The organism is Micrococcaceae bacterium Sec5.8 (genome assembly GCA_039636775.1).
In the GTDB taxonomy this organism is placed as follows: domain Bacteria; phylum Actinomycetota; class Actinomycetes; order Actinomycetales; family Micrococcaceae; genus Arthrobacter.
Window position 1 is genome coordinate 1,720,234 of the sequence record CP143429.1, and the last position, 23,869, is coordinate 1,744,102.

22 protein-coding genes are annotated in these 23,869 nt (G+C 66.5%); 15 read left to right on the forward strand and 7 right to left on the reverse strand.

Annotated features, from left to right (window positions below; translation table 11 throughout):
• Position 1 precedes the first annotated feature (1 nt).
• Genes VUN84_07965 through glyA form a run of 6 tightly spaced genes read right to left on the reverse strand, consistent with a single transcriptional unit; the run spans position 2 to position 7,982 of the window.
• The gene (locus tag VUN84_07965) at positions 2–1,417 is read right to left on the reverse strand and encodes an L-serine ammonia-lyase (GenBank protein ID XAS65557.1); all 1,416 of its coding nucleotides are present in this window, start codon (positions 1,415–1,417) and stop codon (positions 2–4) included.
• Positions 1,417–2,052: a sarcosine oxidase subunit gamma family protein gene (locus tag VUN84_07970; protein XAS65558.1), complete on the reverse strand. Its 636-nt coding sequence runs from the start codon at positions 2,050–2,052 to the stop codon at positions 1,417–1,419. The genes VUN84_07965 and VUN84_07970 overlap by 1 nt, the downstream gene beginning before the upstream one ends.
• Complete coding sequence (locus VUN84_07975) at positions 2,045–4,993, reverse strand: sarcosine oxidase subunit alpha family protein (protein ID XAS65559.1); 2,949 nt, start codon at positions 4,991–4,993, stop codon at positions 2,045–2,047. The genes VUN84_07970 and VUN84_07975 overlap by 8 nt, the downstream gene beginning before the upstream one ends.
• Positions 4,990–5,412: a sarcosine oxidase subunit delta gene (locus VUN84_07980; GenBank protein ID XAS65560.1), complete on the reverse strand. Its 423-nt coding sequence runs from the start codon at positions 5,410–5,412 to the stop codon at positions 4,990–4,992. Before VUN84_07980 ends, VUN84_07975 begins: the two co-directional genes overlap by 4 nt.
• A gap of 27 nt (positions 5,413–5,439) precedes the next feature.
• Positions 5,440–6,660: a sarcosine oxidase subunit beta family protein gene (locus VUN84_07985; protein XAS65561.1), complete on the reverse strand. Its 1,221-nt coding sequence runs from the start codon at positions 6,658–6,660 to the stop codon at positions 5,440–5,442.
• The gene (glyA, locus tag VUN84_07990; GenBank protein ID XAS65562.1) at positions 6,660–7,982 is read right to left on the reverse strand and encodes a serine hydroxymethyltransferase; all 1,323 of its coding nucleotides are present in this window, start codon (positions 7,980–7,982) and stop codon (positions 6,660–6,662) included. Before glyA ends, VUN84_07985 begins: the two co-directional genes overlap by 1 nt.
• Positions 7,983–8,222: 240 nt before the next feature.
• Here glyA and VUN84_07995 point away from each other — a divergent pair, with 240 nt between their 5' ends.
• From VUN84_07995 to VUN84_08005, 3 genes are all read left to right on the forward strand, one after another.
• Positions 8,223–9,599, forward strand: a complete 1,377-nt coding sequence (locus VUN84_07995) for an MFS transporter (protein XAS65563.1) — start codon at positions 8,223–8,225, stop codon at positions 9,597–9,599.
• A 59-nt stretch (positions 9,600–9,658) separates the two neighbouring features.
• On the forward strand, positions 9,659–10,915 hold the full coding sequence (locus VUN84_08000; GenBank protein ID XAS65564.1) for an aminopeptidase P family protein: 1,257 nt from the start codon (positions 9,659–9,661) through the stop codon (positions 10,913–10,915).
• A 97-nt stretch (positions 10,916–11,012) separates the two neighbouring features.
• Positions 11,013–11,837, forward strand: coding sequence for an IclR family transcriptional regulator (locus VUN84_08005; GenBank protein ID XAS65565.1), 825 nt, complete (start codon positions 11,013–11,015; stop codon positions 11,835–11,837).
• A 540-nt stretch (positions 11,838–12,377) separates the two neighbouring features.
• On the opposite strand, the gene VUN84_08010 is transcribed toward VUN84_08005, so the two are convergent.
• Entirely contained in the window at positions 12,378–12,623 is a 246-nt protein-coding gene (locus VUN84_08010) for a hypothetical protein (GenBank protein ID XAS65566.1), read from the reverse strand.
• Between the two features lie 382 nt (positions 12,624–13,005).
• Here VUN84_08010 and VUN84_08015 point away from each other — a divergent pair, with 382 nt between their 5' ends.
• The 12 genes from VUN84_08015 to VUN84_08070 all read left to right on the forward strand — a co-directional run bounded on the left by VUN84_08015 (position 13,006) and on the right by VUN84_08070 (position 23,827).
• The gene (locus VUN84_08015; GenBank protein ID XAS65567.1) at positions 13,006–14,019 is read left to right on the forward strand and encodes a transposase family protein; all 1,014 of its coding nucleotides are present in this window, start codon (positions 13,006–13,008) and stop codon (positions 14,017–14,019) included.
• 107 nt (positions 14,020–14,126) lie between these two features.
• Positions 14,127–14,591 (forward strand): hypothetical protein, encoded by a 465-nt coding sequence (locus VUN84_08020; protein ID XAS65568.1) that lies wholly within the window; start codon positions 14,127–14,129, stop codon positions 14,589–14,591.
• Positions 14,592–14,665: 74 nt separating this feature from the next.
• Positions 14,666–15,514 carry a hypothetical protein gene (locus VUN84_08025; GenBank protein XAS65569.1) on the forward strand — a complete coding sequence of 283 codons (849 nt, stop codon included), beginning with the start codon at positions 14,666–14,668 and terminating at the stop codon, positions 15,512–15,514.
• A 40-nt stretch (positions 15,515–15,554) separates the two neighbouring features.
• Entirely contained in the window at positions 15,555–16,832 is a 1,278-nt protein-coding gene (locus tag VUN84_08030) for a V-type ATPase 116kDa subunit family protein (GenBank protein ID XAS65570.1), read from the forward strand.
• Positions 16,829–17,269, forward strand: coding sequence for an ATP synthase subunit C (locus VUN84_08035; GenBank protein ID XAS65571.1), 441 nt, complete (start codon positions 16,829–16,831; stop codon positions 17,267–17,269). Before VUN84_08030 ends, VUN84_08035 begins: the two co-directional genes overlap by 4 nt.
• 15 nt (positions 17,270–17,284) lie before the next feature.
• A complete protein-coding gene (locus VUN84_08040) occupies positions 17,285–17,509 on the forward strand; it encodes a V-type ATP synthase subunit F (protein ID XAS65572.1) in 225 nt (74 codons plus the stop codon).
• A complete protein-coding gene (locus VUN84_08045; GenBank protein XAS65573.1) occupies positions 17,506–18,027 on the forward strand; it encodes a hypothetical protein in 522 nt (173 codons plus the stop codon). The genes VUN84_08040 and VUN84_08045 overlap by 4 nt, the downstream gene beginning before the upstream one ends.
• A 20-nt stretch (positions 18,028–18,047) precedes the next feature.
• Positions 18,048–19,763 (forward strand): V-type ATP synthase subunit A, encoded by a 1,716-nt coding sequence (locus VUN84_08050; GenBank protein XAS65574.1) that lies wholly within the window; start codon positions 18,048–18,050, stop codon positions 19,761–19,763.
• Positions 19,760–21,217 carry a V-type ATP synthase subunit B gene (locus tag VUN84_08055; GenBank protein ID XAS65575.1) on the forward strand — a complete coding sequence of 486 codons (1,458 nt, stop codon included), beginning with the start codon at positions 19,760–19,762 and terminating at the stop codon, positions 21,215–21,217. Before VUN84_08050 ends, VUN84_08055 begins: the two co-directional genes overlap by 4 nt.
• Positions 21,214–21,852: a V-type ATP synthase subunit D gene (locus VUN84_08060; GenBank protein XAS65576.1), complete on the forward strand. Its 639-nt coding sequence runs from the start codon at positions 21,214–21,216 to the stop codon at positions 21,850–21,852. Before VUN84_08055 ends, VUN84_08060 begins: the two co-directional genes overlap by 4 nt.
• On the forward strand, positions 21,849–22,289 hold the full coding sequence (locus VUN84_08065; GenBank protein XAS65577.1) for a universal stress protein: 441 nt from the start codon (positions 21,849–21,851) through the stop codon (positions 22,287–22,289). Before VUN84_08060 ends, VUN84_08065 begins: the two co-directional genes overlap by 4 nt.
• Before the next feature lie 341 nt (positions 22,290–22,630).
• Complete coding sequence (locus tag VUN84_08070; GenBank protein ID XAS65578.1) at positions 22,631–23,827, forward strand: FAD-dependent monooxygenase; 1,197 nt, start codon at positions 22,631–22,633, stop codon at positions 23,825–23,827.
• The last annotated feature ends 42 nt before the right edge of the window (positions 23,828–23,869 follow it).

Genomic DNA, 23,869 nt, shown 5'->3' on the forward strand with positions numbered 1-23,869 from the left:
TTCAGCACTCGATCACGTTCACGGCGAGGCCTCCGCGGGAGGTTTCCTTGTACTTGGATTTCATGTCTGCTCCTGTTTCGCGCATGGTCTTGATGGCTTTGTCCAGCGACACTTTGTGGCTGCCGTCGCCGTGCAGGCACAGGCGGGCGGCGTTGATGGCCTTGACGCTGGCAATGGCATTGCGTTCGATGCAGGGGATCTGCACCAGTCCGCCGACGGGGTCGCAGGTCAGCCCGAGGTTGTGTTCAATCCCGACTTCGGCGGCGTTTTCAACCTGCGCGGGGGTGCCGCCCAGGACTTCGCACAGCCCGGCCGCCGCCATGGAGCAGGCCGATCCGACTTCGCCCTGGCAGCCGACTTCCGCCCCCGAGATGGAGGCATTGATCTTGAACAGGATCCCGACGGCAGCGGCCGTCAGCAGGAAGCGGACGACACCGTCGTCGTCGGCGCCGGGGACGAACTTGACGTAGTAGTGCAGAACCGCCGGCACGATCCCGGCGGCACCGTTGGTGGGGGCAGTGACGATCCGGCCCCCGGCGGCATTTTCCTCATTGACGGCCAGGGCGAACAGGTTCACCCACTCCATGGCGAGCAGCGGGTCGGCAGGCACCTGGACCGGAGACGGGTTCCGGGCTTCCGCCTCGGCGCTGACCGCGGATGCTGCAAGCGTCCGGAACAGGGCCGGGGCGCGCCGCTTGACGTTCAGCCCGCCGGGCAGGATCCCATCGGCCGCGCAGCCGTTCTCCACGCACTGGCGCATGACCGCCCACAGCGTCAGGAGCTTCTCCCGGAGTTCGGCTTCGCCGTGCCAGACGAGTTCATTGGCGAGCATCACGTCGGAGATGGACATGCCCTCCCGCTGGCAGATGTCCAGGAGCTCGTCGGCTGTCGTGAAGGGGTAGGGCAGCACGGTGTCGTCGGCCACCACCTTGTCGCCGGCGTTGGCATCGCCGTCAACGACGAAGCCGCCGCCGATCGAGTAGTAGCTGCGCTCCTTGAGCACTGCCCCGGTGTGGTCCAGGGCCCGGAAGGTCATGCCGTTCGGGTGGGCCGGAAGGGACTTGCGGCGGTGCAGCACCACGTCCTCGTCCCAGTTGAAATCCACCCGGTGGTCTCCGCCGATCCGGAGTTCGGCGTCCAGGGCAGCGGCCGCGACCTGGTCATTGGCGGTTCCGGTGTCCACCGTCTCGGGGTCCTGGCCCTGCAGTCCCAGGACCACGGCTTTGTCCGAGCCGTGACCCCGGCCGGTGGCGCCCAGCGAACCGAACAGTTCGGCCTGCACCCTGGTCGTGGTGCTCAGCTGTCCGTCGCTTTTGAGTCCGTCGGCGAACCGTTTGGCTGCCCGCATCGGGCCGACCGTGTGGGATGAGGACGGCCCGATGCCAACAGAAAACAGGTCCAAGACGCTGAGCGCCATCAGGGGACCTCGGGGGAGGCGTATTCGCGCATGGCGTCGAGGAGCCAGCGGCCCAGGAACTCCGCGAACGAGGCCCGGGGGAAGAGCCGGAAGCTGTCCTCTGCGGTCTTTTGCAGCACCACCGGGATATTGCCGACCTCGGTGGTCAGCGCCATTCCCGGGGTGAAGCTGCGGGGGTGCAGGTCAAGGGCGCAGCCCTTTTCCAGGACTGCCCGGGCGCGCGGGCCGGTGAGCTCGAATGTGGTGCGGTTGGCGGAGAGGTCCACCACCTGGCCCGGGGCGTCGCCCAGGGCCTCCACGAGGGAGCCGATGAGGTTGCCCCCCAGGGAATCGTGGGCAGTTTCCGGTGCCACGGCCAGGAACTCGGAGGGTCCGAGCCAGAGGACGCTGATGCTGTCCGTGCCGGTGACTTCCCCGCAGCGTGCCGGTAGTCCGCCGGTCACGGCGGCGATCCGTGCTCCTGCCTCGGAGCGGGGGTCCACGCGGACGCCGGCCATGGTCTGGAACGGGCCCTCGTGGAGGACGACCTTGCCCGGGACGGAGCCGGCGGCCAGCGCTTCGGTTAGGTGGGAGGCGGGGCTGCGCCGGATGTCCCGGAGTCCATTGATACCTGTCGGTGCTGCTGTCTTAGCCATCTTTGCGGGTCCCTTCGGGGTCAAAAAGTACGGTTTCTGCGATAACGACATCAACGAACCGGTCGCCGGCGGCGGCCACGAGGGTTTCACCGATGCGGTTGCGGCCGTTCTTGATTAGTGCCAGCCCAAAGGAACGGCCCAGGGCGGCGCTGTGGTAGCTCGAGGTCACGAAGCCCTGCATGGGGACGGGGCCGTAGGCGGGGCTGGTGGGGATGCCCTTTTCCACGAGCTGGGTGCCTTCGGGCAGCCGGATCGTTCCGTCCACGGGAAGGACGCTGACCAGGTGCTTCCGGTCGGTGCGGCCGGCGTCCTTTCGGGCGTAGGAGCGCTTGCCGATGAACTCTTTGGCCTTGGACACGACCCATTCCATGCCCGCGTCCTGCGGGGTGACGGTGCCGTCGGTGTCCTGTCCGACGATCGGGTAGCCCTTTTCGGCGCGGAGCACGTGCATGGTTTCGGTGCCGTAGGGGGTGATGTTGAACTCCGCCCCTGCCGCGGCCACGGCTTCCCAGGTGTTCAGCCCGTACCAGGCCGGGATGTTGATTTCGTAGGCCAGTTCGCCGGAGAACGAGATCCGGCAGATCCGGGCCCGGACGCCGGAGGCGAGGGTGGTTTCCTTGAACGTCATGAACGGGAACGCCTCGGCGTCCAGGCCGTCGTCGGCAGCCAGTTCGGGGGCCAGCTTCGCGACGACGGCGCGGGATTTGGGTCCGACGACGGCGATCGTGGACCACTGTTCGGTCACCGAGGTGCAGTGCACGTCCAGTTCAGGCCATTCGGTCTGCAGCCATTCCTCCAGCCAGTCGAGGACCTTGGCGGCGCCGCCGGTGGTGGTGGTCATGAAGTAGCGATCCTCGTCGAGGCGCAGGGTCACGCCGTCGTCGAAAATCATGCCGTCGGCCATGCACATCACCCCGTAGCGGGCGGAACCCGGGGCGAGCTTCTTGAACGCGTTGGTGTAGATCCGGTTGAGGAACTCACCGGCGTCCTTGCCACGGATTTCGATCTTCCCCAGCGTGGTGGCGTCCATAAAGCCCACGGAGTCGCGGACGGCTGCGCATTCGCGTAGCACTGCGGCGTCCATGTCCTCACCGTCCTGCGGGTAGTACCAGGGGCGCTTCCACTGCCCGACGTCCTCGAACAGGGCACCCTTGGCGACGTGCCACGGCTGGATAGAGGTGAGACGTGCGGGGTCGAACAGTTCGCCGCGCTGGCGTCCGGCGAGTGCCGCGAACGCCACCGGGGTGAACGGGGCCCGGTAGGTGGTGGTGCCGATGTCGCCGATCCCGCGGGAGGCTTCCCCTGCCTGGCGGAGCGCGGCGGCGATGACCCCGATGGCGTTGACGCCGGAGGTTTTGCCCTGGTCGTTGGCGGTGCTGATCGAGGTGTAGCGCTTGATGTGCTCCACCGAGCGCATGCCGGCCCCGGTGGAGCGGAGCACGTCGGCTACGGACTGGTCGCGCTGGAAGTCGACGAAGTGGTGGTGCCAGTCATCAGCCGTGCCGGTCTGCCCGGGGACCAGCCACAGCTGGCGGGTGGTGGCGGAGGCCTTCGGATCCCGGAGTGGAGAAGGTGCGACGTTGGAGGGGAAGCCTGCGGCGATGGCGGCTGAGGCTCCGGCGGAGGTGCCCTCGGCCAGGCAGTCCTGGAGTTCGAAGCTGCCGCGGCCGGAGCCGATGGTCTGCTGGTTCGGGACCAGGGTGCTCGGCACGAAAGCGGCGAGCTCGTCGTTCCAGCGCAGCTTGCCCTGCCGCTGGGAGTGGAGGTGGACCAGCGGGCTCCAGCCACCGGAAACTGCCAGCAGATCACAGGCGATCTCTTCGACGCCGGAGGTGAGTTCGCCGTCGTCGTTGATGCTGCGGACGGTGACGGCGTTGAGCCGGCCGTCGCCGGAGTCCGGGGCGGTGGTGTTCGCTACCGCGCTGCCGATCAGCACCCGGGTGCCTGCTTCGACGGCGGCCGCAGCGACCGCGGTCAGCTGCGGGCGGCCGTCAACAACGGCCTCAAGCTTGACGCCGGCGGCGCGCAGGTCCGCAGCCAGGGCGTAGGCGCTGTCGTTGGTGGTGCTGATGACAACGCGCTGGCCCGCGGCAACGGCGTAGCGGTTGAGATAGCTGCGGACCGCCGAGGCGAGCATGATGCCGGGCCGGTCGTTGTTCTCGAAGACCAGCGGGCGTTCGTGGGCGCCGGGGGCAACCACCACCTGCTTGGCGCGGACGTGCCAGATCCGCTGCCGCGACACACCGGGGGCGGCCGGGCTGGACAGGTGGTCGGTGCGGTTCTGGACGGCGATGACGTAGTTGGCGTCGTAGGCACCGAAAGCCGTGGTGCGGTTCAGCACGGTGCTTTCGGCTCCCGAGACGAGCTCTGCCTCCACGTCCGCAACCCATTCCAGGGCCGGCTTGCCTTCGATAGTCTCGGCCAGCTGAGGCGCGGTGGACCCGGAAAGGAGTGATCCGCCCAGTTCGGGCTGGTCATCCATGAGGATCACGCGGGCTCCGGTGCGGACGGCCTCGCGGGCCGCGGCGAGGCCGGCAGGGCCGCCGCCGATCACCAGGACGTCGGTGTGGACGTACTTCTTGTCGTATTCGGCGCGGTCCTCCTCCGGGTCCAGCTTGCCCAGGCCACTGAGGAGTTCTGCTTTCAGGCCGTCCACCAGGGTTACCGTGGTGGCCGGGAGCATGGACTCGGCCACGTCGCCGGGGAAGCGCGCAGCAATTTTGACCATGGCGTTGGATTCCTCCACGCCGGCGGACATGATGCCCCGGGCCCGGTCCTCGTAGAGCGAGTTACCGGCGCCGATCCGGCCGTTCGCAATCAAGGCCGAGGCGAGGGTGTCGCCTGGGTGGCCCGTGAATTCCTCGCCGTCCACGGTGAAACGCCAGGCGATGGTGCGGTCGATTCGTCCGCCGGCGGCGAGGCGGGCGTTCTGGGAAGTCACTTGGTTGCTCCCTTCGGGGCGGTGGTGCTGGCCGGTGTCGCGGCCGGGGCGATGCTGGAAGCCGAGATACTGGGCGCTGAGGTCCCGGTGGTGGTGCTCTCAGCGTCGGTGCTGGCAGTGCCGGATTCGGCGGCGGCCGGGACCGACACATCCGGCCGGGGCGTGCCCATCGGGTACACGGCCTGGATGTCGTAGGTGACGGTGTCGCGGAGCATGTTGAACCACTGGCGGCAGCCGGTGCTGTGCAGCCAGCGTTCGGCGAAAATGCCTTTGGTGTTCTCGCGGTAGAACAGGAACTCGGCCCATTCCACGTCGCTCAGGTCGTTCGGGTTCTCCGGGTACGGGACGTGGGCCTGACCGCCGTAGTGGAACTCGGTCTCGTCGCGCGAGCCGCAGTTGGGGCATGGGATAAGCAGCATGTGCGTCTTCTTTCTAGGGGACGGCGGCTAGTGGGCGACGGCGGCGGCGCCGTGTTCATCGATCAAGGCTCCGGTCTCGAAGCGTTCCAGCGCAAACGGCTTGTTCAGCTTGTGCGGTGTGCCGGTGGCCATGGTGTGGGCGAAGGTCAGCCCGGCAGCGGGGGTGCCCTTGAATCCGCCGGTTCCCCAGCCGCAGTTGACGAACATGTTCTCCACCGGGGTGGTGCCGACGATGGGGGAGGCATCGAGGGTGGTGTCCACAATCCCGCCCCAGGTCCGGAGCACGTGCGCCCGGGCAAAAATCGGGAAGAGTTCGACGGCGGCGGCCATCTGATGCTCGATCACGTGGAAGGATCCGCGCTGGCCGTAGCCGTTGTAGGAGTCGACGCCTGCGCCCATGACGAGTTCGCCCTTGTGCGCCTGGGAGACGTAGACGTGCACGTGGTTGGACATGACCACGGTCGGGTGGACCGGTTCGTGGAGTTCGGAGACCAGTGCCTGGAGCGGGTGGGACTGGATGGGCAGCTTGAAGCCGGCCATTTCGGCCAGGACGGAGCTGTGTCCGGCCGCGCAGAGGCCGACCTTTTCGGTGTGGATGGTGCCCTGGTTGGTCTTGACGCCGGTGACCCTGTTGCCGTCCTTGAGAAAGCCGGTGACTTCGCAGTTCTGGATGATATCCACGCCGAGTTCATCGCATTTGCGGGCGAACGCCCAGGCGACGTGGTCGTGCTTGGCGATGCCGGCGCGGGGCTGGTAGGTGGCGCCCATGACGGGGTAGCGGATGTTGTCGTTGATGTTCAGGATGGGGCAGAGTTCCTTGATCTGCTGCGGGTCCAGCCATTCGGCGTCGACGCCGTTGAGCTTATTGGCGCCGACACGGCGGATGCTTTCGCGCACGTCGCCCAGGGTGTGGGCGAGGTTCATCACGCCGCGCTGGCTGAACAGGAAGTCGTACTCAAGTTCCTCCGGCAGGATTTCCCAGAGCTTGAGCGCGTGCTCATAAATCGCTGCGCTCTCGTCCCAGAGGTAGTTCGAGCGGATGATTGTGGTGTTCCGGGCCATGTTGCCGCCGGCGAGCCAGCCCTTTTCCAGGACCGCGATGTTGGTCATGCCGTGGTTCTTGGCCAAGTAATAGGCGGTGGCGAGACCGTGCCCGCCGCCGCCGACAATCACGGCGTCGTAGGAGGACTTGGGCTCCGGGTTGCGCCAAAGGAATTCCGGGTGCTCCGGAAGCTGTTCCGTGCTCATTATGCAACTCCGTTCGTGGTGGTTCCGGCAGTTCCGGAAAGGTTCGGGTAAAGCGGAAATTTCTCGGCAAGGACCGTGACCCGGTCGCGGAGCAGCACAGCCGACTCGTCGCTGAGTTCGTTCTCTGTTGCGGGTGAGGTGAGGGCGGTGGCGATGATGTCGGCGACCTCGGTGAATTCGGCGGGACCGAAGCCGCGGGTGGCCAGGGCCGGGGTGCCGATCCGCAGCCCGGAGGAGACCATGGGCGGGCGGGGGTCGAACGGGACGGCGTTGCGGTTGACGGTGATGCCGATTCGGTGCAGGCGGTCTTCGCCCTGCTGCCCATCCAGCTCGGAGTGCCGCAGGTCCACCAGGACCAGGTGGACATCGGTGCCTCCGTTAACCACCGAGATTCCGGCCGCGGCGACGTCGTCGGCCAGGAGCCGGGACGCGAGCAGGCGGGCACCTTCGAGCGTGCGTTCCTGGCGTTCCTTGAATTCGTCCGACGCGGCGATCTTGAACGCTACGGCCTTCGCGGCGATGACGTGTTCCAGCGGGCCGCCCTGCTGGCCGGGGAACACTGCGGAGTTGATTTTGCGCGCATACTGCTCCTTGCTCAGGATCACCCCGCCGCGCGGGCCGCCAAGGGTTTTGTGCGTGGTGGTGGTGACGACGTCGGCGAACGGCACGGGGTTCGGGTGCAGCCCGGCGGCGACGAGGCCGGCGAAGTGCGCCATGTCCACCATGAGGTACGCGCCGACCAGGTCCGCGATCCGGCGGAACTCCGCGAAGTCCAGCTGCCGGGAGTATGCCGACCATCCGGCCACGATCATCTTGGGGCGGTGTTCGAGGGCCAGGGCCTCAACCTCGGCCATATCGACCAGGTGGCTGCCCTCACTCACATGGTAGGGGACGACGTTGTAGAGCTTGCCGGAAAAGTTGATGCGCATCCCGTGCGTGAGGTGTCCGCCGTGTGCCAGCGAGAGCCCCATGATGGTGTCGCCCGGTTCCAGCAGGGCAAACATGGCAGCAGCGTTGGCCTGGGCGCCCGAGTGGGGCTGCACGTTCGCGGCTTCCGCACCGAAGAGGGCCTTGATCCGGTCGATCGCGAGCTGTTCGATCACGTCGACGTGCTCGCAGCCGCCATAGTAGCGCTTGCCCGGGTAACCCTCGGCGTACTTGTTCGTCAGGACCGAGCCCTGTGCCTCCATGACAGAGGCAGGCGCGAAGTTCTCAGAGGCGATCATCTCGAGCGTGGACTGCTGGCGGCGCAGCTCGCGGTCAATGGCCCGGGCGACGTCGGCGTCGGCACTGGCCAGGGGTTCATTCAGGGTGCCCGTCATGGCGGCCTCTTTCGGTTCAAGGAAACAGATAGAAAAATGCAACAGTGTTGCGTTGACTGCAACTCTAGAACGTCAGTGGTGTTGCGTCAATCACTTTTCTTCCAGCCCTGCATGCAGTCCCTGCATGTAGTCAGATTTCTTTTTAGTCCGCCACGAGACCCTTGACTGTGTTTCAGCTCACGCCTAATCTGATGCAACAGCGTTGCGTTCAATGCAACCCAAATTTTCATTGGTGGACATATGAGTAACGAACCAAATCAAGCGGTAACCGTGGCCGGTCCAGGCTCACAGCTGGGCCCGGGATCCGGAGATTCCCGGCCGTCCAGCGGACCGGGGCCTACAGTCAGTAAGGAAACCCGGCGGCGGGTGATCGCCGCCAGCTTCATCGGCAACTTCGTCGAGTGGTTTGACTATGCCGTCTACGGCTACCTGGCAGTGACCATCGCCGCAGTCTTCTTCCCGGAGTCCAACCCCCAGACAGGGCTCCTGCTGACTTTCGCCCTCTTCGCTATCTCGTTCCTGGTGCGGCCCCTTGGCGGCTTCGTCTGGGGACACATCGGAGATCGGGTGGGTCGCCGGACGGCACTGTCCCTTTCCATCCTGATCATGTCCGGAGCGACCTTCTGCATAGCCTTGATTCCGGGCTACGCCACGATCGGCATCTGGGCTCCGATCCTGCTGCTGATCATCAGGGTCGCCCAAGGCTTCTCCGCCTCCGGCGAATACGCCGGCGCCTCCGCCTTCCTGGTGGAGTACGCACCGGCCAACAAACGCGGACTCTACGCCGCCGTCGTGCCCGCCAGCACCGCCGCCGGCCTGCTGCTCGGGTCCCTCCTCGCGGGACTGCTGACCACCCTGCTCAGCGCCGACGCCATGCAGAGCTGGGGGTGGCGTCTGCCCTTCCTGCTTGCAGCCCCCATGGGCCTGATCGGTCGCTACATCCGAACCAAGCTGGAAGACACCCCCGTATTCCGCGAACTCGCGGCGGAGGACCAGACCATCAAGGCCCCCGTCTTTGGCCTCTTCCGCAACCACTGGCGGCTGCTGCTCAGGGCAGTTGGAGCCGTGCTGCTCAACGCCGTCGGCTTCTACGTCATTCTCAGCTACATGCCGACCTACCTCTCCTCGGAACTTGGCCTGGGCAAGACAGAATCCTTCCTCGCCACCACCATCGCGCTGGTCACCTACATCGGGTTCATCTTCCTGACCGGGATGCTCTCGGACCGCTACGGCCGCAAGAAAGTGCTCATCGCCGCATCACTCAGCTTCATCGTGCTGACAGTCCCGGCCTTTGCCCTGCTGGGAACCGGAAACTTCCTGGTGATCGTCCTTATTCAGGTCCTGCTGGGGGCCATGCTCACCCTCAACGACGGAACGCTGCCGAGCTTCCTGGCCGAAATGTTCCCCACCCGGGTCCGCTACAGCGGATTCGCGGTCAGCTTCAACCTCTCCAACGCGCTCTTCGGCGGAACCGCACCCTTCATGGCCACCCTCCTGATCGCCGCCACAGGCAACGACCTGGCTCCAGCCTTCTACCTGGTCGCGGCCGCAGTCATCTCCCTGGTCGCCGTCGCACTCTCCCGTGAAACCAGCAAAGAACCACTGACCCACGACTAAACCAGTCCGAGCCAATTCTCCTCACGAAAAGCACAGCACCGAAGAAAGGCATCACCATAATGACCAGCACAGCATCTGCCAACGCCTCGTCGATTTCCGAACTGGAGCGACTGAAAGTCCTGCACAACGGGCAGAAGGAAAAGCTGACCTTTTCAGACGCCGAATTTGAACGCCGGCTGTCCGGCCTTCGCCGCATCATGGCGGAAAAGAGCCTGGACGCCGTCGTCCTGACGAGCTACCACTCGATCAAGTACTACTCCGACTTCCTCTTCACCTACTTCGGCCGCTCCTACGCCATGGTGGTCACCAAGGACGACACCGTGACCGTTACGGCCAACATCGACGCCGGCATGCCGTGGCGGCGCAGCTACGGTGACAACGTGGTCTACACGGACTGGCGCCGGGACAACTACATTTTCGCCATCCAGGAGGCGCTCCGCACCCGCGGCATCAACCCCCGCCGGATCGGCGTCGAAGACGATTCGCTCCCGCTGGACAACCGCAACAAGATCCAGGCCGCCTTCGACTCGGCCACCCTGGTCGACGTCGCCCAGGCAGCCATGCGCCAGCGGATGATCAAATCGGCCGAAGAGATTGAGGTCATCAAGCACGGGGCCCGCATCGGAGACCTGGGCGGAGAGGCCATCCGCAACGCCATCACGGCCGGGATCACCGAATATGAGGTGGCCCTGATCGGCACCGAAGCCATGGTCCACGAAATCGCCCGGACCTTCCCGGACTCGGAAATCCGCGACACCTGGGTCTGGTTCCAGTCCGGCATCAACACCGACGGCGCCCACAACTGGGCCACCACACGCAAGATCCAGGAACACGACATCCTGTCCCTGAACTGCTTCCCCATGACCTCCGGCTACTACACCGCCCTGGAGCGCACCCTGTTCTACGGCGAACCCGACGCCCGCTCCCTGGAACTGTGGAACATCAACGTGGAAGTCCACCAGCGCGGCCTCGAACTCATCAAGCCCGGGGCCGTCTGCAAGGACATCGCCGCCGAACTGAACGAGATCTACGTGGGCCACGGACTACTGGCCAACCGGACCTTCGGCTACGGCCACTCCTTCGGAGTGCTGAGCCACTACTACGGCCGCGAAGCCGGACTGGAGCTACGCGAGGACATCGACACCGTACTGGAACCGGGCATGGTCGTCTCCATGGAACCGATGATCACCGTCCTGGACGGACAACCCGGCGCCGGCGGCTACCGCGAGCACGACATCCTCGTGGTCGGCGAGGACGGCGCCGAGAACATCACCAAGTTCCCCTTCGGCCCCGAATACAACATCATCGGCGCCTGACCGGCCCAAACCCCCCTGAAAGGGACGGACAGAGAAGCGGCGCCACGGTCAATGTGGCGCCACTTCTCGGCCCTCATACGGAATGATGGTAGACACCATGACCCCAGCAGAATCCCCTGACACCACCGGAAACGGCGACACCAAAGGCACCTCCGTCATCGTCAACGCCATCGCCGTGCTGCGGACGTTCACCGCCGATGAACCCCTGCTCGGCGTCACCGAGATCGCCAACCGGGTCGGCCTGCACAAGAGCACGGTTTCCCGGATCCTGGCCACGTTTGAACAGGAACACTTGGTGGAACGGGACCCGGAAACCCGCCGTTTCCGCCTGGGGCTGGGACTGATCGCCGTCGCCGGGCCGCTGCTGGCGGAACTGGAAGAACGGCGCGTGGCCTACCCCGTCCTGCGGGAACTCACCGAGCAGACTGGCGAAACCAGCGCACTGATGGTCTGGAACAGCGCCGAGTCAATGTGCGTGGAACAGATCGCCAGCCACCACCAAATCAAGCACACCACCCCGCTGGGAGCCCGCTACACGGACGCTATGAGCGCCTCCGTGCAGGTCTTCCTGTCCGCCGAACCCGTCGAACGTGTCCGCACCCTCCTGCGCAGCGGTGCTATCAGCTATCTGGGACTCGACGATGCCGGTCTGGATGGCTACCAGATCAAGCTCAAGGATGTGACGGCCCGTGGTTGGGCCATCAACTACGGCGAATCCTCCATCGACGAAGTGGGCGTGGCCGCCCCTGTCTACGACCACCGCGGTGACATCGTGGCGGCCGTCCTGATCTCCGCGCCCCGGTTCCGGGTTTCACGGGAAAGACTGCAAAGCCTGGGGGAGGCAGGCGCAGCCGCGGCCCGCAGGGTCACAACCCGTCTGGGCGGCCGGCCGCCCGGACGTTCAGAGCCAAGCCACAGCTAGGAAGTCAGCCGAGCCTAGAAAGCCGGAAGGCCAAGGGACGTGTGGACAGTGTCCACACTTTGGGTCTCGGACTGGGCCGTACCGGTGCCGGATCGGGCCGGATTCCGCATGTTTCGGCGGGAGTCCAGTGCTTGCGGGGGCTGGAGTCCGGTTCGAGTCCCACCTCGGGCACAGTGTTTTCCCTGTTCAGGGGCTTTTTGGTGTTTCGTCGTGTGCACATTGTTCACACGCTCGCCTCTGATCTGATGTTCCGGGTGCGTGGGTCCCGGAAACGGCCTATTCGGTTGTCTGGGGGAGCGGCTGGCTACGGCAGGACGGGTGCCTCCTCGCGGGGTCTGTTCTGGGTGTTCATCCTCGTTCGTCCTTCCGTTGGGTTTTCGCGTTCACTACTTCATGGTGGCTGGGGCCGCGTACAACATGATTTTCGGATTATTCTTTGGAGCTGGCTGGGGTTGCTGCCGGTCCAGAGTTCCGCTCTGATACCTCTTCATGCCGGAACGCGGGGGAAACGGCATGACCTGGCCACTGGTCCGGAGCTGATCATGAGCTCGCCGAGCCTGGCCAGTCGGCAGTCGGGGCCGGCCTCGGGGGGCAGGTCACCAGTTCCTGGTTGCGGTCTTCGTTCTGTTCGCGGATATGAGCGACGGCGCCACGATGTGCCGTGCTCCGCTCGGCCAGTGCACTACGCGGCGTGGTCCGGCGCTGTTGGCGGCCGCGGGCATACGCATCGGCACGGCTCAACTGCAGCTCTTCGCGGACCGGTTCGGAGTAGGACTCGGCAGGCATGAGGTCATTGTGGATGCTCGCACCCGGTTCCGCAACTACCCGACGAGACTCACGAATAGTGCTCGCGAAATGGGGTGCGTGCCTCATTTGGGAAATGCTCGCGAAACGGGTCCGGCTCCGGGTGCTGCTGGGACCATGATGGATGGGTCAGGGGTTGTCGTTGTCAGCGCGCAGGGAGATCACCAAGTAATCCGCGGCGGAGCACGCGCGGGCGGCCTAGAAGGACAAGGGCAGGATCCGGGACGATCTGGTCGCGGTCACCGGCTGGTCCCGGGCCAATGCCCGCCGCGCGTTGTCCACGGCGCTGAAGCGTAAGACCCCGGTCCGGAAGGCGAAGCGGAAGCCCCGGCCGCGGACTTATGGATACGACACGCTGACGGCCTTGATCAGGGTCTGGCTGCTGGCTGGCATGCCCTCGGGCAAGTATCTCGCGGCGACGATGGACCTATGGCTGCCGAGGCTGGAGGCCCTCGGGGAGCTTCGGAAGGCCCGATTCAGCCCCGAGGTCCGGGAGCAGCTGATGACAGTGTCCGGGGCGACCATCGACCGGCTGCTGCGGCCCACCCGGGCGGGGATGGCGCCGAAGGGATTGTCCGCCACGAAGGCCGGCAGCGAGCTCCGCTCGTCCATCGCGGTGCGCCGGGCAGGACAGGAACACGAGCAGGTTCCGGGGTTCATCGAGCCGGATCTGGTCGCGCATTGCGGCCCTGCGCTGGTGGGGGAATTCGCCCGCACGCTCACCGCTGCCGATGTGTTCACCGGCTGGACGGAGAACGTCGCGATCCGTAACAGCGCCTACAAATGGATCCTCGCAGCGATGGAGACCGTCGCCGAGCGTCTGCCGTTCCTGCTCACTGGTTTGGACACCGATAACGGTGGGGAGTTCATCAACCAGGCCCTCGTCGGCTGGGCAACGGCCCGGGACATTTACTTCACGCGGGCCAGGCCTTACAAGTCCAACGACAACGCCCATGTGGAGCAGAAAAGCGGTGACATCGTGCGCCGCCACGCTTTCCACTACCGGTACGACACCGCACTGGAACTGCAGCAGCTTAACGAGCTCTACGACCTGGTGCGGATCCGGTTCAACATGTTTACCGCGACGAAGAAAGCCATTGGCTGGCGGGAGAACCGGAACGGTCACAAGACCCGCGTCTACGACAAGCCCCGGAGCCCCTACCAGCGGGTCACCGACGCGGGTGTGCTCACACCCCCCAAAGCCGCTGAACTCGAGGCCGTGTTCAACTCCACGAATCCCGCCGATCTCACCCGCGGAATCACGGACATCCAGCTCCAGCTCATCAGCCTCGCCGCCGACAAGACCCAAGCAATACGTCAGTCGCCCACGCGAGCAAAAATACGTGAGGCACGCACAGCCGTTTCGCGAGCATCTTGACGTGAGGCACTACGCCGCTGACCTGTGTCATGTCCCTTAAGCCCCGCGCCACACTGGAACCTCCGGGCCTAGACTGTCGCTAAGAGGACAATTTCGCGGGAGGTGCCATGGCGCGACTGAGTATTTTGGACCGGTTCAGGCCTGTCGGTGCTCCCGGCCCTGCGGGCCCGGCTGGCGTGCCGGCCGCTGACAACCAGGGTCCGGCCGTCGAACTGGCACCGGTGTTCGCCGCACTCGCCCAGGACGCCGCACTTTGCGTGCAAGTCGTAGACCAAGCACGTCTGATCGCGGAAGAGGACGTGGCCCGGGCGCGCACCCAAGCCGCGGCGATTCTGTCCCAAGCCCGACTTGATGCCGGCGCGGCGCGCGCAGACGCCGCCGCCCGGGTCGAGAGGGAAACCTCGGAGAGGGACGCGGAGCAGCTGGAGCAGGCGCGCCACGAGGCAGCGGCGCTGGAAGAGTCTGGCCTCGCGCTTATCCCGGCCGCTGTCTATCAGCTCATCGACACACTGCTTGCTCCGCTGAACCCGGGACCGCCAAGTCCGGAACAGCGCAGCCCGGCAAGCATATGAAAGCAGACTGGGTGGCGGCCAGCGTGAGGGCCCGGTCCATGGCGCATCGCCGGGTGGGTGCCGGGGCGAGCCGCGTGATAGCAGCTCAACCCACCCTTGGCCGCGCCCTCTCCTCGCTGCAGGAATCAAGCTATGCGGAACGGCTTCGCGGGGCGTCCGGACTCGCTGCGGCGGAGCGCGCGCTTCAGGAGACTGTCCTGTGGCAACTGCGTGTGCTTGCCGGGTGGCTTCCCGCATCGGGCACCGCACTTGCACGGGCGGCCGCGGGGGCTTTTGAGATCGCGAACATTACGGCCTTGGCGCACCAGCTCGCCGGCGGTGCGAAGGCCCCCGAGCCCTATCACCTGGGTGCACTTGCCACCGCATGGCCGCGGCTTCGTTCCGCCGGGTCGGTTGAGGAGTTGGCGACTATCCTGCGCGCCACAGCCTGGGGTGACGTCGGCACTGCAGGAACCGGTTCGCTAAGGGACGCGCTGACCGTGGCCTGGCTGCGGCGGCTGGCCGCTGTGGCACCACCGGCGCGGCCGTGGTGCGGCGCGGTGTGCGCCCTTACGGCCGCCCGGATGCTGACGGTCGACGGCGTGAGGCCACCTGCGCCGGTCCGTCACTTGTTGCGCCCCGTCCTGGGCAGCTCCTGGGAAGCCGCCGCGAGTCTTGCCGAGTTCACTTCGGCGCTGCAGCCGTCCCTGCGGACGGTGCTGGTCGGTATTGCATCACCGAAGGACCTGTGGCATGCAGAGGCCCGCGTCTGCGCTGCCGTGGAGAAAGACGGTTTCCAATTGCTTCGTGCTTCGATGCCCGGACCGGACGTGGTTCTGGGCGCCATTGCCGTCCTGTCCACCGATGCGTGGAGGGTCCGAGCGGCCCTTACTGCCGCTGCTGCGGGCGCCGGGTCCAGTGAGGTGCTCGATGAAGCGGGGTGATTCGCCGGCCCCCGTCCGAATGGAACGGGTAGCTTTGGTAGTGCCTGAACAGGACCGGCACTCCATGCTCGTGGAAGTGGCGCGGAGCCGTCTCGTCGAGCTGGACCTACCGTACACAGCCGGCGACGGCGCCGAGGAACTGGATAAGGCAGCGGAAGCGGCTATTGTCTCCGGACCGTCGGCGGCGCTGGCGGGGTGGATGCCGCGGCACGCGATCCCGGATCTCACGGCCGCGCTCGCCCCGCTGGGGGCAGCGGTCGTCCCGTTGCCCCGGCCCAGGTGGATCCAACCGCCCACTATGCTCGGCGGCCGGGACGGCAGGCCGCCCGTCTCCCGGACGCTGGTGGATACCTACGGGACTGTGCCGTATGCGGACCTGGACCCGTCGCGCCTCGCAGGGATCGCCTATGTCGTGATGTTCGGAATGATGTTCGGCGATGTGGGGCACGGTGCGATCCTGCTGGCCGGCGGCCTCCTGTTGCGCAGCGGCCGGATCAAGAAACTGGCCAAACTGCAAAGGACCTGGCTTTTCGTGTGTGGAGCGGGGCTGGCCGCCATGTTCTTCGGAGCGCTGTACGGGGAGGCCTTCGGACCCACCGGTCTGGTGCCGGTGCTCTGGTTGGACCCCTTGGCGAATCCGGTTCCGCTTCTGGTTGCAGGACTGGGTGTCGGAGCATTCCTGCTTGCCGGCGCCTATGCCCTGGGCACCATCAACCGTGTCCGCGAGGGCGGCTGGGGATATGCGCTGTATGCCCGCTCCGGGGTGGCCGGGTCCCTGTTGTTCCTTTCGGTGGTGCTTCTCGTCTGGGGGCTCAGCACCGGCACCGGGCTGCTGATGGCGGTGGCAGCCCTCATGGCGTTTGCCGCGCTGGTTTTCATCTTCATCGGCCTCTTCATTGAGGCCGGGGGCGGGGCCCCCGCCATTTTCCAGGCGGTCATCGAGCTCGTGGATACCGTGATCCGTCTGGGCTCGAACCTGGTCTCCTTTGCACGCCTCGCTGCCTTCGGACTCACCCACGCTGCTTTGCTGATGGTGGTGTGGAACGGCACGACGGCGTTGTGGGCGCCCGACTGGCGCGCGGCCGCGGCTGTTCTGCTGTTCGTTGTGGGAAACCTCGTGACCTTTGCGCTGGAAGCGCTGGTGGCGGGGATCCAGGCACTGCGCCTTGAATACTATGAACTGTTCTCCCGCATCTTCCAGTCCGAGGGGCGCCCGTTCAGGCCGTGGTCCCCGGACATCACCGCCGCCACTGCACACCCGGCCACCGCGGCATCGGTCTTCCATACCACTCCACCGGCTGAAAGGCAGCTGCCATGAACCTTTGGTTCGGCGCCATCCCCATTTTCCTCATCGCTGCGACTGGAGCCATCCTTCTGGTCAGACGCTGGCGCAAGTCTGCGTTCAAGATCCTGGCGGCCCTTAACATCGCCGTGATGGGCGGAGCCCTGGCCGTTTTGGCCGGCGCGCTGAATGCAGCGCCGGCAGCAGCCTCCGGAGTGGCTCCGGCCCTCGCGGCGGCAGCAGCTGACACACCTGCGGGCGCCGGCGGCTCAGCCCTGATCGCCGCCGCGATAGCCGTGGCCGGTTCCTCGATCGGGGCGGCATTTGCCGTTGCTTACACCGGATCGGCTGCCCTCGCGGCGATGAGCGAGCGGCCCGAAATCTTCGGCCGGGCCATGGTTGTGGTGGGGCTGGCGGAGGGGATCGCCATCTACGGCCTGATCATCGCCATCATCCTTATCGGCAAAGCCTGACGGGGAGCTGGAGCGATGTTCGACACGATTGCCGCGATCGGCGAACAGGCATTGCTGGACGGGTTCCGGCTCGCCGGCGTCAGCGTCTTCGCCGGCTCCACCGATGAGGAAATCCTTCACGCCTGGACGGCGTTGCCCCGGGACACCGCAATCGTCATCCTCACACCCCGTTCCGCGCAGGCACTGGAGCCAGTCCTGGCCGATCCCCGCTCACCCATGACCGTGGTGCTGCCATCATGACCGGGCTCGCTCCGGAGTCCGAGGCGGCCTTGGGGCCGGTACGAATGGCGCTCAGGGCGGCGGCGGAGAAGCAGGCTGCTGAACTCCGGGACGCTGCCCGCAGCCAGGGCGATGCGCTGTTGGAAGCCGCACGGGCCGAAGCCGCTGGAATCCTCGCCGCCGCGGCTGACGAGGGTGCGGCCGCCGCCCGCTCGGAGGCCGCGCTGCGCTCGGCGCGGGCGCGCCGTGAAGCGCATGAGCTGGTCCTGGCACAACACAGTTCCCTCCGATTGGAACTCCGCCGCCGGGTTCGAGAGGCGGCGGTTGAACTCACGTCAGACCCCCGCTACCCAGGGTTGAGGGCACGGCTGACGGAACAGTGCCGGGAGTTGCTCGGTCCGGACGCCATCGTGTCCGAAAGCCCCGACGGCGGCGTCGTCGCCGAAGCAGGGTCACGCCGTCTGGACCTTTCCCTGCCTCTGCTTGCCGGGATGACCTTGGATTCGATGCCAGGGGCGGGTGAGCCGTGGAGCCGGTAGCGGGCCGGAGGGAGGGCGCTGTGGTGCGTGTCAGCGGGCCCTTGGTGGAAATCGAGGGGGTTGAAGCGCTGTCCATGCTTGAGCTGATCGCTGTCGGGCCACGACGTATCAGCGCCGAAACGGTGGCCATTGCCGGGACCCGGGCCACGCTGCAGGCTTATGAATACACGGGTGGGCTGAAAGCGGGCGATGTTGCTGTTCCGACCGGCGGGGAGCTTTCCGGGCTCATGGGCCCGGGCCTGCTTGGCCAGGTGTTCGACGGGCTCATGCGCCCGCTGTCGTCGGCCCCGATGTGGCTGACGCCCGAGCGGTCCGGGTCGGTGGGAGACCCTACGGCGCTGGCCCGCGAATGGACTTTCAAGCCGGAGGCGGTGGCCGGCACCAAGGTTTCTGCCGGCGACATCCTGGGCACCGTGCCGGATTCGGGGTCGGTGGTGCACCGGGTGCTGGTACCGGCGGGCGTGTCCGGTGAACTCAGCTGGCTCGCACCGGAGGGCCGGGCCCACGTCCTGGACACGGTCGCGGTGGTTGACGGCCTCGATGTGGCCCTTTCCGAACAGTGCGCGGTGCGCCGGCCGCGTCCATTCCGGGCCAGGCACACCGGGACCGTGCCGCTGCATACCGGGCAGCGGGTCCTGGACCTGATGTTCCCCGTGGTGCGGGGCGCCGCTGCCGCGGTTCCCGGTGGATTCGGGACCGGCAAAACCATGATGCTGCAGCAGATCGCCAAGTGGAGCGACGCTGACGTCATTGTCTATGTGGGTTGCGGGGAACGCGGCAACGAAATGGCTGACGTCCTCGACGGGCTCTCACAGCTCGAAGACGGGCGCACCGGGGGCAAACTGATCGATCGGACCGTCATCATCGCCAACACCTCAAACATGCCCATGATGGCGCGTGAGGCGAGCATCTTCACCGGGATCACGGTGGCCGAATATTACCGCGACATGGGGTACGACGTCGTCGTGATCGCGGACTCAACCTCCCGCTGGGCAGAGGCGCTTCGTGAATTTGCCAACCGCAACGGCGACCTTCCCGCAGAGGAGGGCTACCCGGCCAATCTCGCCTCCGAACTGGCCTCCTTCTACGAGCGGGCAGGCCGTGTGACCACGCTCGGCGGCAAGACTGCGTCCGTGACGGTCATCGGGGCGGTATCCCCGCCCGGCGGTGACATGACGGAACCGGTGACCACGGACACCCAGCGGTTCGTCCGGTCCCTCTGGATGCTGGACCGGGACCTGGCCTACTCCCGGCATTACCCCGCCGTGAGCTGGACCGGCTCCTTTGCCCGCGACGCCGAAGCCATCGGCGCCTGGCATGGGGACAACGGCGACCCGGGCTGGGCCGCCCGCCGTGCCCGCGCCGCTGCCCTGCTGGCCGAGTCGGACCGGCTGGCCGAGCTGGCGGAAATCATTGGAGCCTCATCGTTGCCGGGCCACGAACGGATGGTGCTGCTGGGCGGGCGCCTGCTGCGCGACGGCGTGTTGATGCAGAACGCGCTGAGCGCCAATGACGCGTTCTGTTCCCCGGAAAAAGGCGCCGCCCTGCTGGACCTCGTGCTCGACGTCGTGGACGCATGCCAGAAACTTGTGGAACGGGGCGTGGCCGCCACCACCGTGGAGCAATCCGATCTCAGCCCGGTCCTGCGGGCCCGTGAAGAAACAGGTCCCTCGGACGCCGCAGCCGTGAAGGCCCGCAGCTCCGAGGTGCTCAAGGTATTGGAGGCCCTGCAGTGAACCACCCGGAAGTCACGGCCAAGGTCAGTGTGCCTGATGCTGCCGGATCGCTCCCGCTGTCCTCCGGCTTCGCCGCACAGATTTCCCACGGAGACATCCGGGAGCTCCGCGGGCCGCTGCTCGTCGCTGGCGGGATAGACGGCGTGGGATGGGATGAATTTGCCACCATCGACATGGACGGCGGCGAGCGGCGGCATGGCCTGGTCCTCGAAGTGGACCGGGATCTCGCAACCTTGCAGGTGCTTGAAAGCACCGACGGGATGTCGCTGGGGGGAATCCGGATCCGTTTTGAGGGCCGCCCCCTTCACATCCAGGTGGGAACCGGATGGCTGGGGCGGGTCTGCAACGGACGCGGGGAACCGCTCGACGGTGGACCGCCGGTGACCGGCACGGCAACCCTGCCAGTCAGCGGTTGGCCGCTGAACCCGGTTTACCGGGAACCGCCGCAGGAACCTGTCCTGACCGGCATCTCGGTCATCGATGCCTTGACCACACTGGTCAGGGGACAAAAACTTCCCATCTTCTCTGTACCAGGTCTCCCGCACCTGACGCTCGCCACCCAGATCGCGGCACAGGCGACCTCGAGCGGCCAGTCATTCCGCGTGGTGTTCGCCGCCATGGGTCTGGCCCACGCGGATATCGCCTACGTCCGGGACCGTCTCGAAGAACGCTCTGCCGAGGGAGAGCTCGTTCTCCTGCTGAACGCTGCCGACGATCCGGTCATTGAACGAATCCTCACCCCGCGGATCGCCCTGACCATCGCCGAACACCTCGCTTATACCGAAGGTCACGACGTGCTCGTGATCATGTCGGACATGACGAGTTACGCCGAAGCGGTCCGTGAGGTGTCCGCAGCGCGGCGGGAGATCCCGGCCCGGCGGGGCTACCCCGGCTACCTCTACAGCGATCTCGCCACCCTGTACGAGCGTTGCGGTCGGGTCAAGGGCCACGACGGCTCCGTAACGATCGTTCCGGTGCTGACGATGCCGGCTGGCGACATCACCCACCCGGTGCCTGACCTGACGGGCTACATCACGGAGGGGCAGATTGTCCTTGCACCTGAGATAGCCGCGCGCGGCATCTACCCGCCGGTAGACGTCCTGTCCTCGCTGTCGCGGCTGATGCGCAGCGGCGCCGGCAAGGACCGGACCCGCGAGGACCACCTCGACGTGGCGGCCCAGGTCCTTGCGGCCATGGCGCGTGCGCGGCAGGCCACCGAACTGGCCGAACTGGTGGGTGCGGGCGCTCTGAGCGAAACCGACCGCAGCTACATCCAGTACCGGACGCTGGTTGAAGAAGGTCTCTTCAACCAGCGGCGTGATGAAATCCGGTCTTTGGACGATACCCTGGCCCGGGCTTGGGAAGCGCTGGCGGCGCTGCCGGAACAGGAGCTGACCATGGTGTCAACCACCTTCCTGGAACGTTACCTTCCCGGCCGGGATGACCATCCATGAGCAGCACGGGACGGGCAGGGAAGGTCCAGGTAGAGCGCCGGCTGCTGACCGCCCGGCACGGCGCACGACTGTTGGACCGGAAACAGCACATTCTGGCGGACGAGCTGGAACGGCTCCAGCTTCGTGCGGAGCTGGCCCGTACGGAGTGGGAAGGGCTGGCAACCGAAGCTGCGCTCTGGCTCCGTCGCGCTGCCGCCCTGGACGGAAGCGGACGCATTGGGATGGCCGCACCGCTGGCACCGGCGGGCGTCCGGCTGCGGTGGGGCAGCACCATGGGCGTGGCATATCCCGAAGATCCGGAGTGCCAGCTTCCGGCCGCGTCCCCGGCGGTCGGAAGCTCGGCCCTGTCCTACACAGCTACCGTCCATCGCAGCGCCCTTGAGGCCGGGATCCGGTACGCCGCCGTCCAGCGTGCGGAAAAGCTGCTGACAGCGGAACTTGCCGCGACCCGGACCCGGCAGCGGGCGGTTGAAAACCGCTGGATCCCCCGACTCGAGAAAGAACTCATGGATATCCGCCGGCAGCTTGACGCGCAGGAACTCGAAGAGAGCCTGCGTCTGCGCTGGGCCGCCGACCAGAACGCAGGCACATCACGGAGCGCTGCGCCCGATGCCGATAGGAAGGTGGGTCCATGAACGACGTGATCCTAGTGGCCGTGAACGACTCCCGGGCGGCGTTCCGGGCAGCCGAAGTGGCCGTCGATTATGCCCGCCGGCTCGGCGCGAGCCTGAAAGTGGTGACGGTAAGGGACCCCGCGGCGCTGGTCAAGCATCCCGGAAACATCGACCCGGCCGCCCTGGCGAAACATGCCGACCTGGCCGCCGAAGCCGCATTCAGGCATGTTGCCTCGCTGGCAGCGGCGGCAGGCGTGGAGGTGTCCTTCAGCCAGCGCTCCGGACGGGTCGCCGCGGAAATCCTGGCCGCGGCCCGTGAAGTCCATGCCGTGCTGATAGTCGTGGCCCTGGTAGACCGCCCCGCCAGTGCAACGCCTTATATAGGAAGCCACACCCTGCGCATTCTGGAGTTCTCTGGCGTCCCCGTCTTGGTGGTACCGCTGCGTGGGGCTACGTGAGAGCCCCACGGCAGACCCCCGAAGTTAGTTCGGTTTACGTCGGACCGATTGACGGGGCGATTTCCGTTGCCAGACAAAGGTGAGTCTCAGGGCGGAGACGGAGACGGAGATGGAGACGGAGACGGAGGCGGTGGGCGAGGTGCACAAAACAGGCGACGCTCTCCATGCGGTAAGCATCATGGCGGCGCGCCCTTCCAGCCTAGCTGTCGGTGAACACTGAATCGTGAGCGCTGGACAGCCAGCGGGGAACGAGCCAAGAATGAGCCAGAGGGTGACGGCGGGACTCCTGCGTTCCCGGCAGGGTTCCATCAGCCCGCCGATCTGATCAGGGGAGGCAGGACATGAAGGCAGTAGTTGTCGGGGCAGGCATTGCTGGCCTTGTCGCTTCCCGCCAGCTGGGTTTGGCCGGCTGGGAGGTCGAACTCCTGGAGAAATCTCCCGCTCCGCGCCCCGAGGGCTACATGATGGACTTTTTTGGTCCCGGAGTGGAGGCGGCGGAGCGGATCGGCCTCTACCCGCGGCTCTCAGCGGTGGCGTACCACGTAGAGGCAGCCGAGTATGTCGACGCCACAGGATGTGCCACCGCCAGCCTTGATTACGACCGGTTCGCCCGGCTTGCCGGCGGGAAGGTCCTGAGCCTGCTGCGCCCGGACATGGAGCTCGCCGCCCTCGCCGCCCTCGCCGCCCTCGAGGACGTGCCCCCGGGCCGGGTGCGGGTCCGCTACGGAGCGCCGGTTTCCCGGGTCTGGAGTGATGAGGACGGCGTGCGGGTCACCGTTGACGGCCCAACGGAGGTGACAGTCGCCGCGGACGTCCTCGTCGGCGCTGATGGCATCCATTCCGGGGTGCGGGCCCAAGTGTTCGGTCCTGAGGATGAGTACCTGCGCCCTTTGGGCATGCGTGCTGCCGCCTTCATCGTGACCGAACCGGACCTGAATGCCCGCTTCCGGAACCGGTTCGTCCTCACCGACAGCATCGACCGGATGGCTGGGCTATACAGCCTCCGCTCGGATGAGGTCGCGGCGTTCATGGTCTACCGGGATCCCGCAGGCGCCCCAGGACACCAGCGTTCCGGGAGCCCGCAGGAGCGGCTGCGCCGGGAGTTCGCAGGACTCGGCCACGCGGTCGACCGGCTGCTGGAACTGTGCCCCGAGCATCCGTACGACGATGTCGTCGCACAGATTGTCATGCCTGGCTGGCGGCGGGGGCGGATTGTCCTCGTGGGGGACGCCTGCGGGGCCGTGTCGCTCCTCGCCGGCCAAGGCGGCTCGCTCGCCATCGCCGGCGCCGCGCTGCTCGGGGATGTTCTGGGACCCGTGGGCTCACCCGGGGGAATCAGCCCGGCCCTCGCGGAATTCGAGCGGCGCTGGCGACCCCTCGTCGATGAGGCTCAGGCAGCCGGGCGGCGCGCGGCATCATCGTTCCTCCCTGCCAACCGGACCCGGCGCCTCCTGCGCCGGTGGATCATCCGGGCCACCCATCTGCCGGGAATCGATCGGCTGGTGGCCCGTCAGATCCTGGGCAGAATCGCAAAGTAAACCCGACCCGCACATCGGGGTGGAGTGCCGCCGGCAAGCGAA

Coding starts and splice junctions, on each gene's coding strand:
- VUN84_07965 (XAS65557.1), bottom strand. CDS start 1,417: ATGGCGCTCAGCGTCTTGGACCTGTTTTCTGTTGGCATCGGGCCGTCC.
- VUN84_07970 (XAS65558.1), bottom strand. CDS start 2,052: ATGGCTAAGACAGCAGCACCGACAGGTATCAATGGACTCCGGGACATC.
- VUN84_07980 (XAS65560.1), bottom strand. CDS start 5,412: ATGCTGCTTATCCCATGCCCCAACTGCGGCTCGCGCGACGAGACCGAG.
- VUN84_07985 (XAS65561.1), bottom strand. CDS start 6,660: ATGAGCACGGAACAGCTTCCGGAGCACCCGGAATTCCTTTGGCGCAAC.
- glyA (XAS65562.1), bottom strand. CDS start 7,982: ATGACGGGCACCCTGAATGAACCCCTGGCCAGTGCCGACGCCGACGTC.
- VUN84_07995 (XAS65563.1), top strand. CDS start 8,223: ATGAGTAACGAACCAAATCAAGCGGTAACCGTGGCCGGTCCAGGCTCA.
- VUN84_08000 (XAS65564.1), top strand. CDS start 9,659: ATGACCAGCACAGCATCTGCCAACGCCTCGTCGATTTCCGAACTGGAG.
- VUN84_08005 (XAS65565.1), top strand. CDS start 11,013: ATGACCCCAGCAGAATCCCCTGACACCACCGGAAACGGCGACACCAAA.
- VUN84_08010 (XAS65566.1), bottom strand. CDS start 12,623: ATGCCTGCCGAGTCCTACTCCGAACCGGTCCGCGAAGAGCTGCAGTTG.
- VUN84_08020 (XAS65568.1), top strand. CDS start 14,127: ATGGCGCGACTGAGTATTTTGGACCGGTTCAGGCCTGTCGGTGCTCCC.
- VUN84_08035 (XAS65571.1), top strand. CDS start 16,829: ATGAACCTTTGGTTCGGCGCCATCCCCATTTTCCTCATCGCTGCGACT.
- VUN84_08040 (XAS65572.1), top strand. CDS start 17,285: ATGTTCGACACGATTGCCGCGATCGGCGAACAGGCATTGCTGGACGGG.
- VUN84_08045 (XAS65573.1), top strand. CDS start 17,506: ATGACCGGGCTCGCTCCGGAGTCCGAGGCGGCCTTGGGGCCGGTACGA.
- VUN84_08060 (XAS65576.1), top strand. CDS start 21,214: ATGAGCAGCACGGGACGGGCAGGGAAGGTCCAGGTAGAGCGCCGGCTG.
- VUN84_08065 (XAS65577.1), top strand. CDS start 21,849: ATGAACGACGTGATCCTAGTGGCCGTGAACGACTCCCGGGCGGCGTTC.
- VUN84_08070 (XAS65578.1), top strand. CDS start 22,631: ATGAAGGCAGTAGTTGTCGGGGCAGGCATTGCTGGCCTTGTCGCTTCC.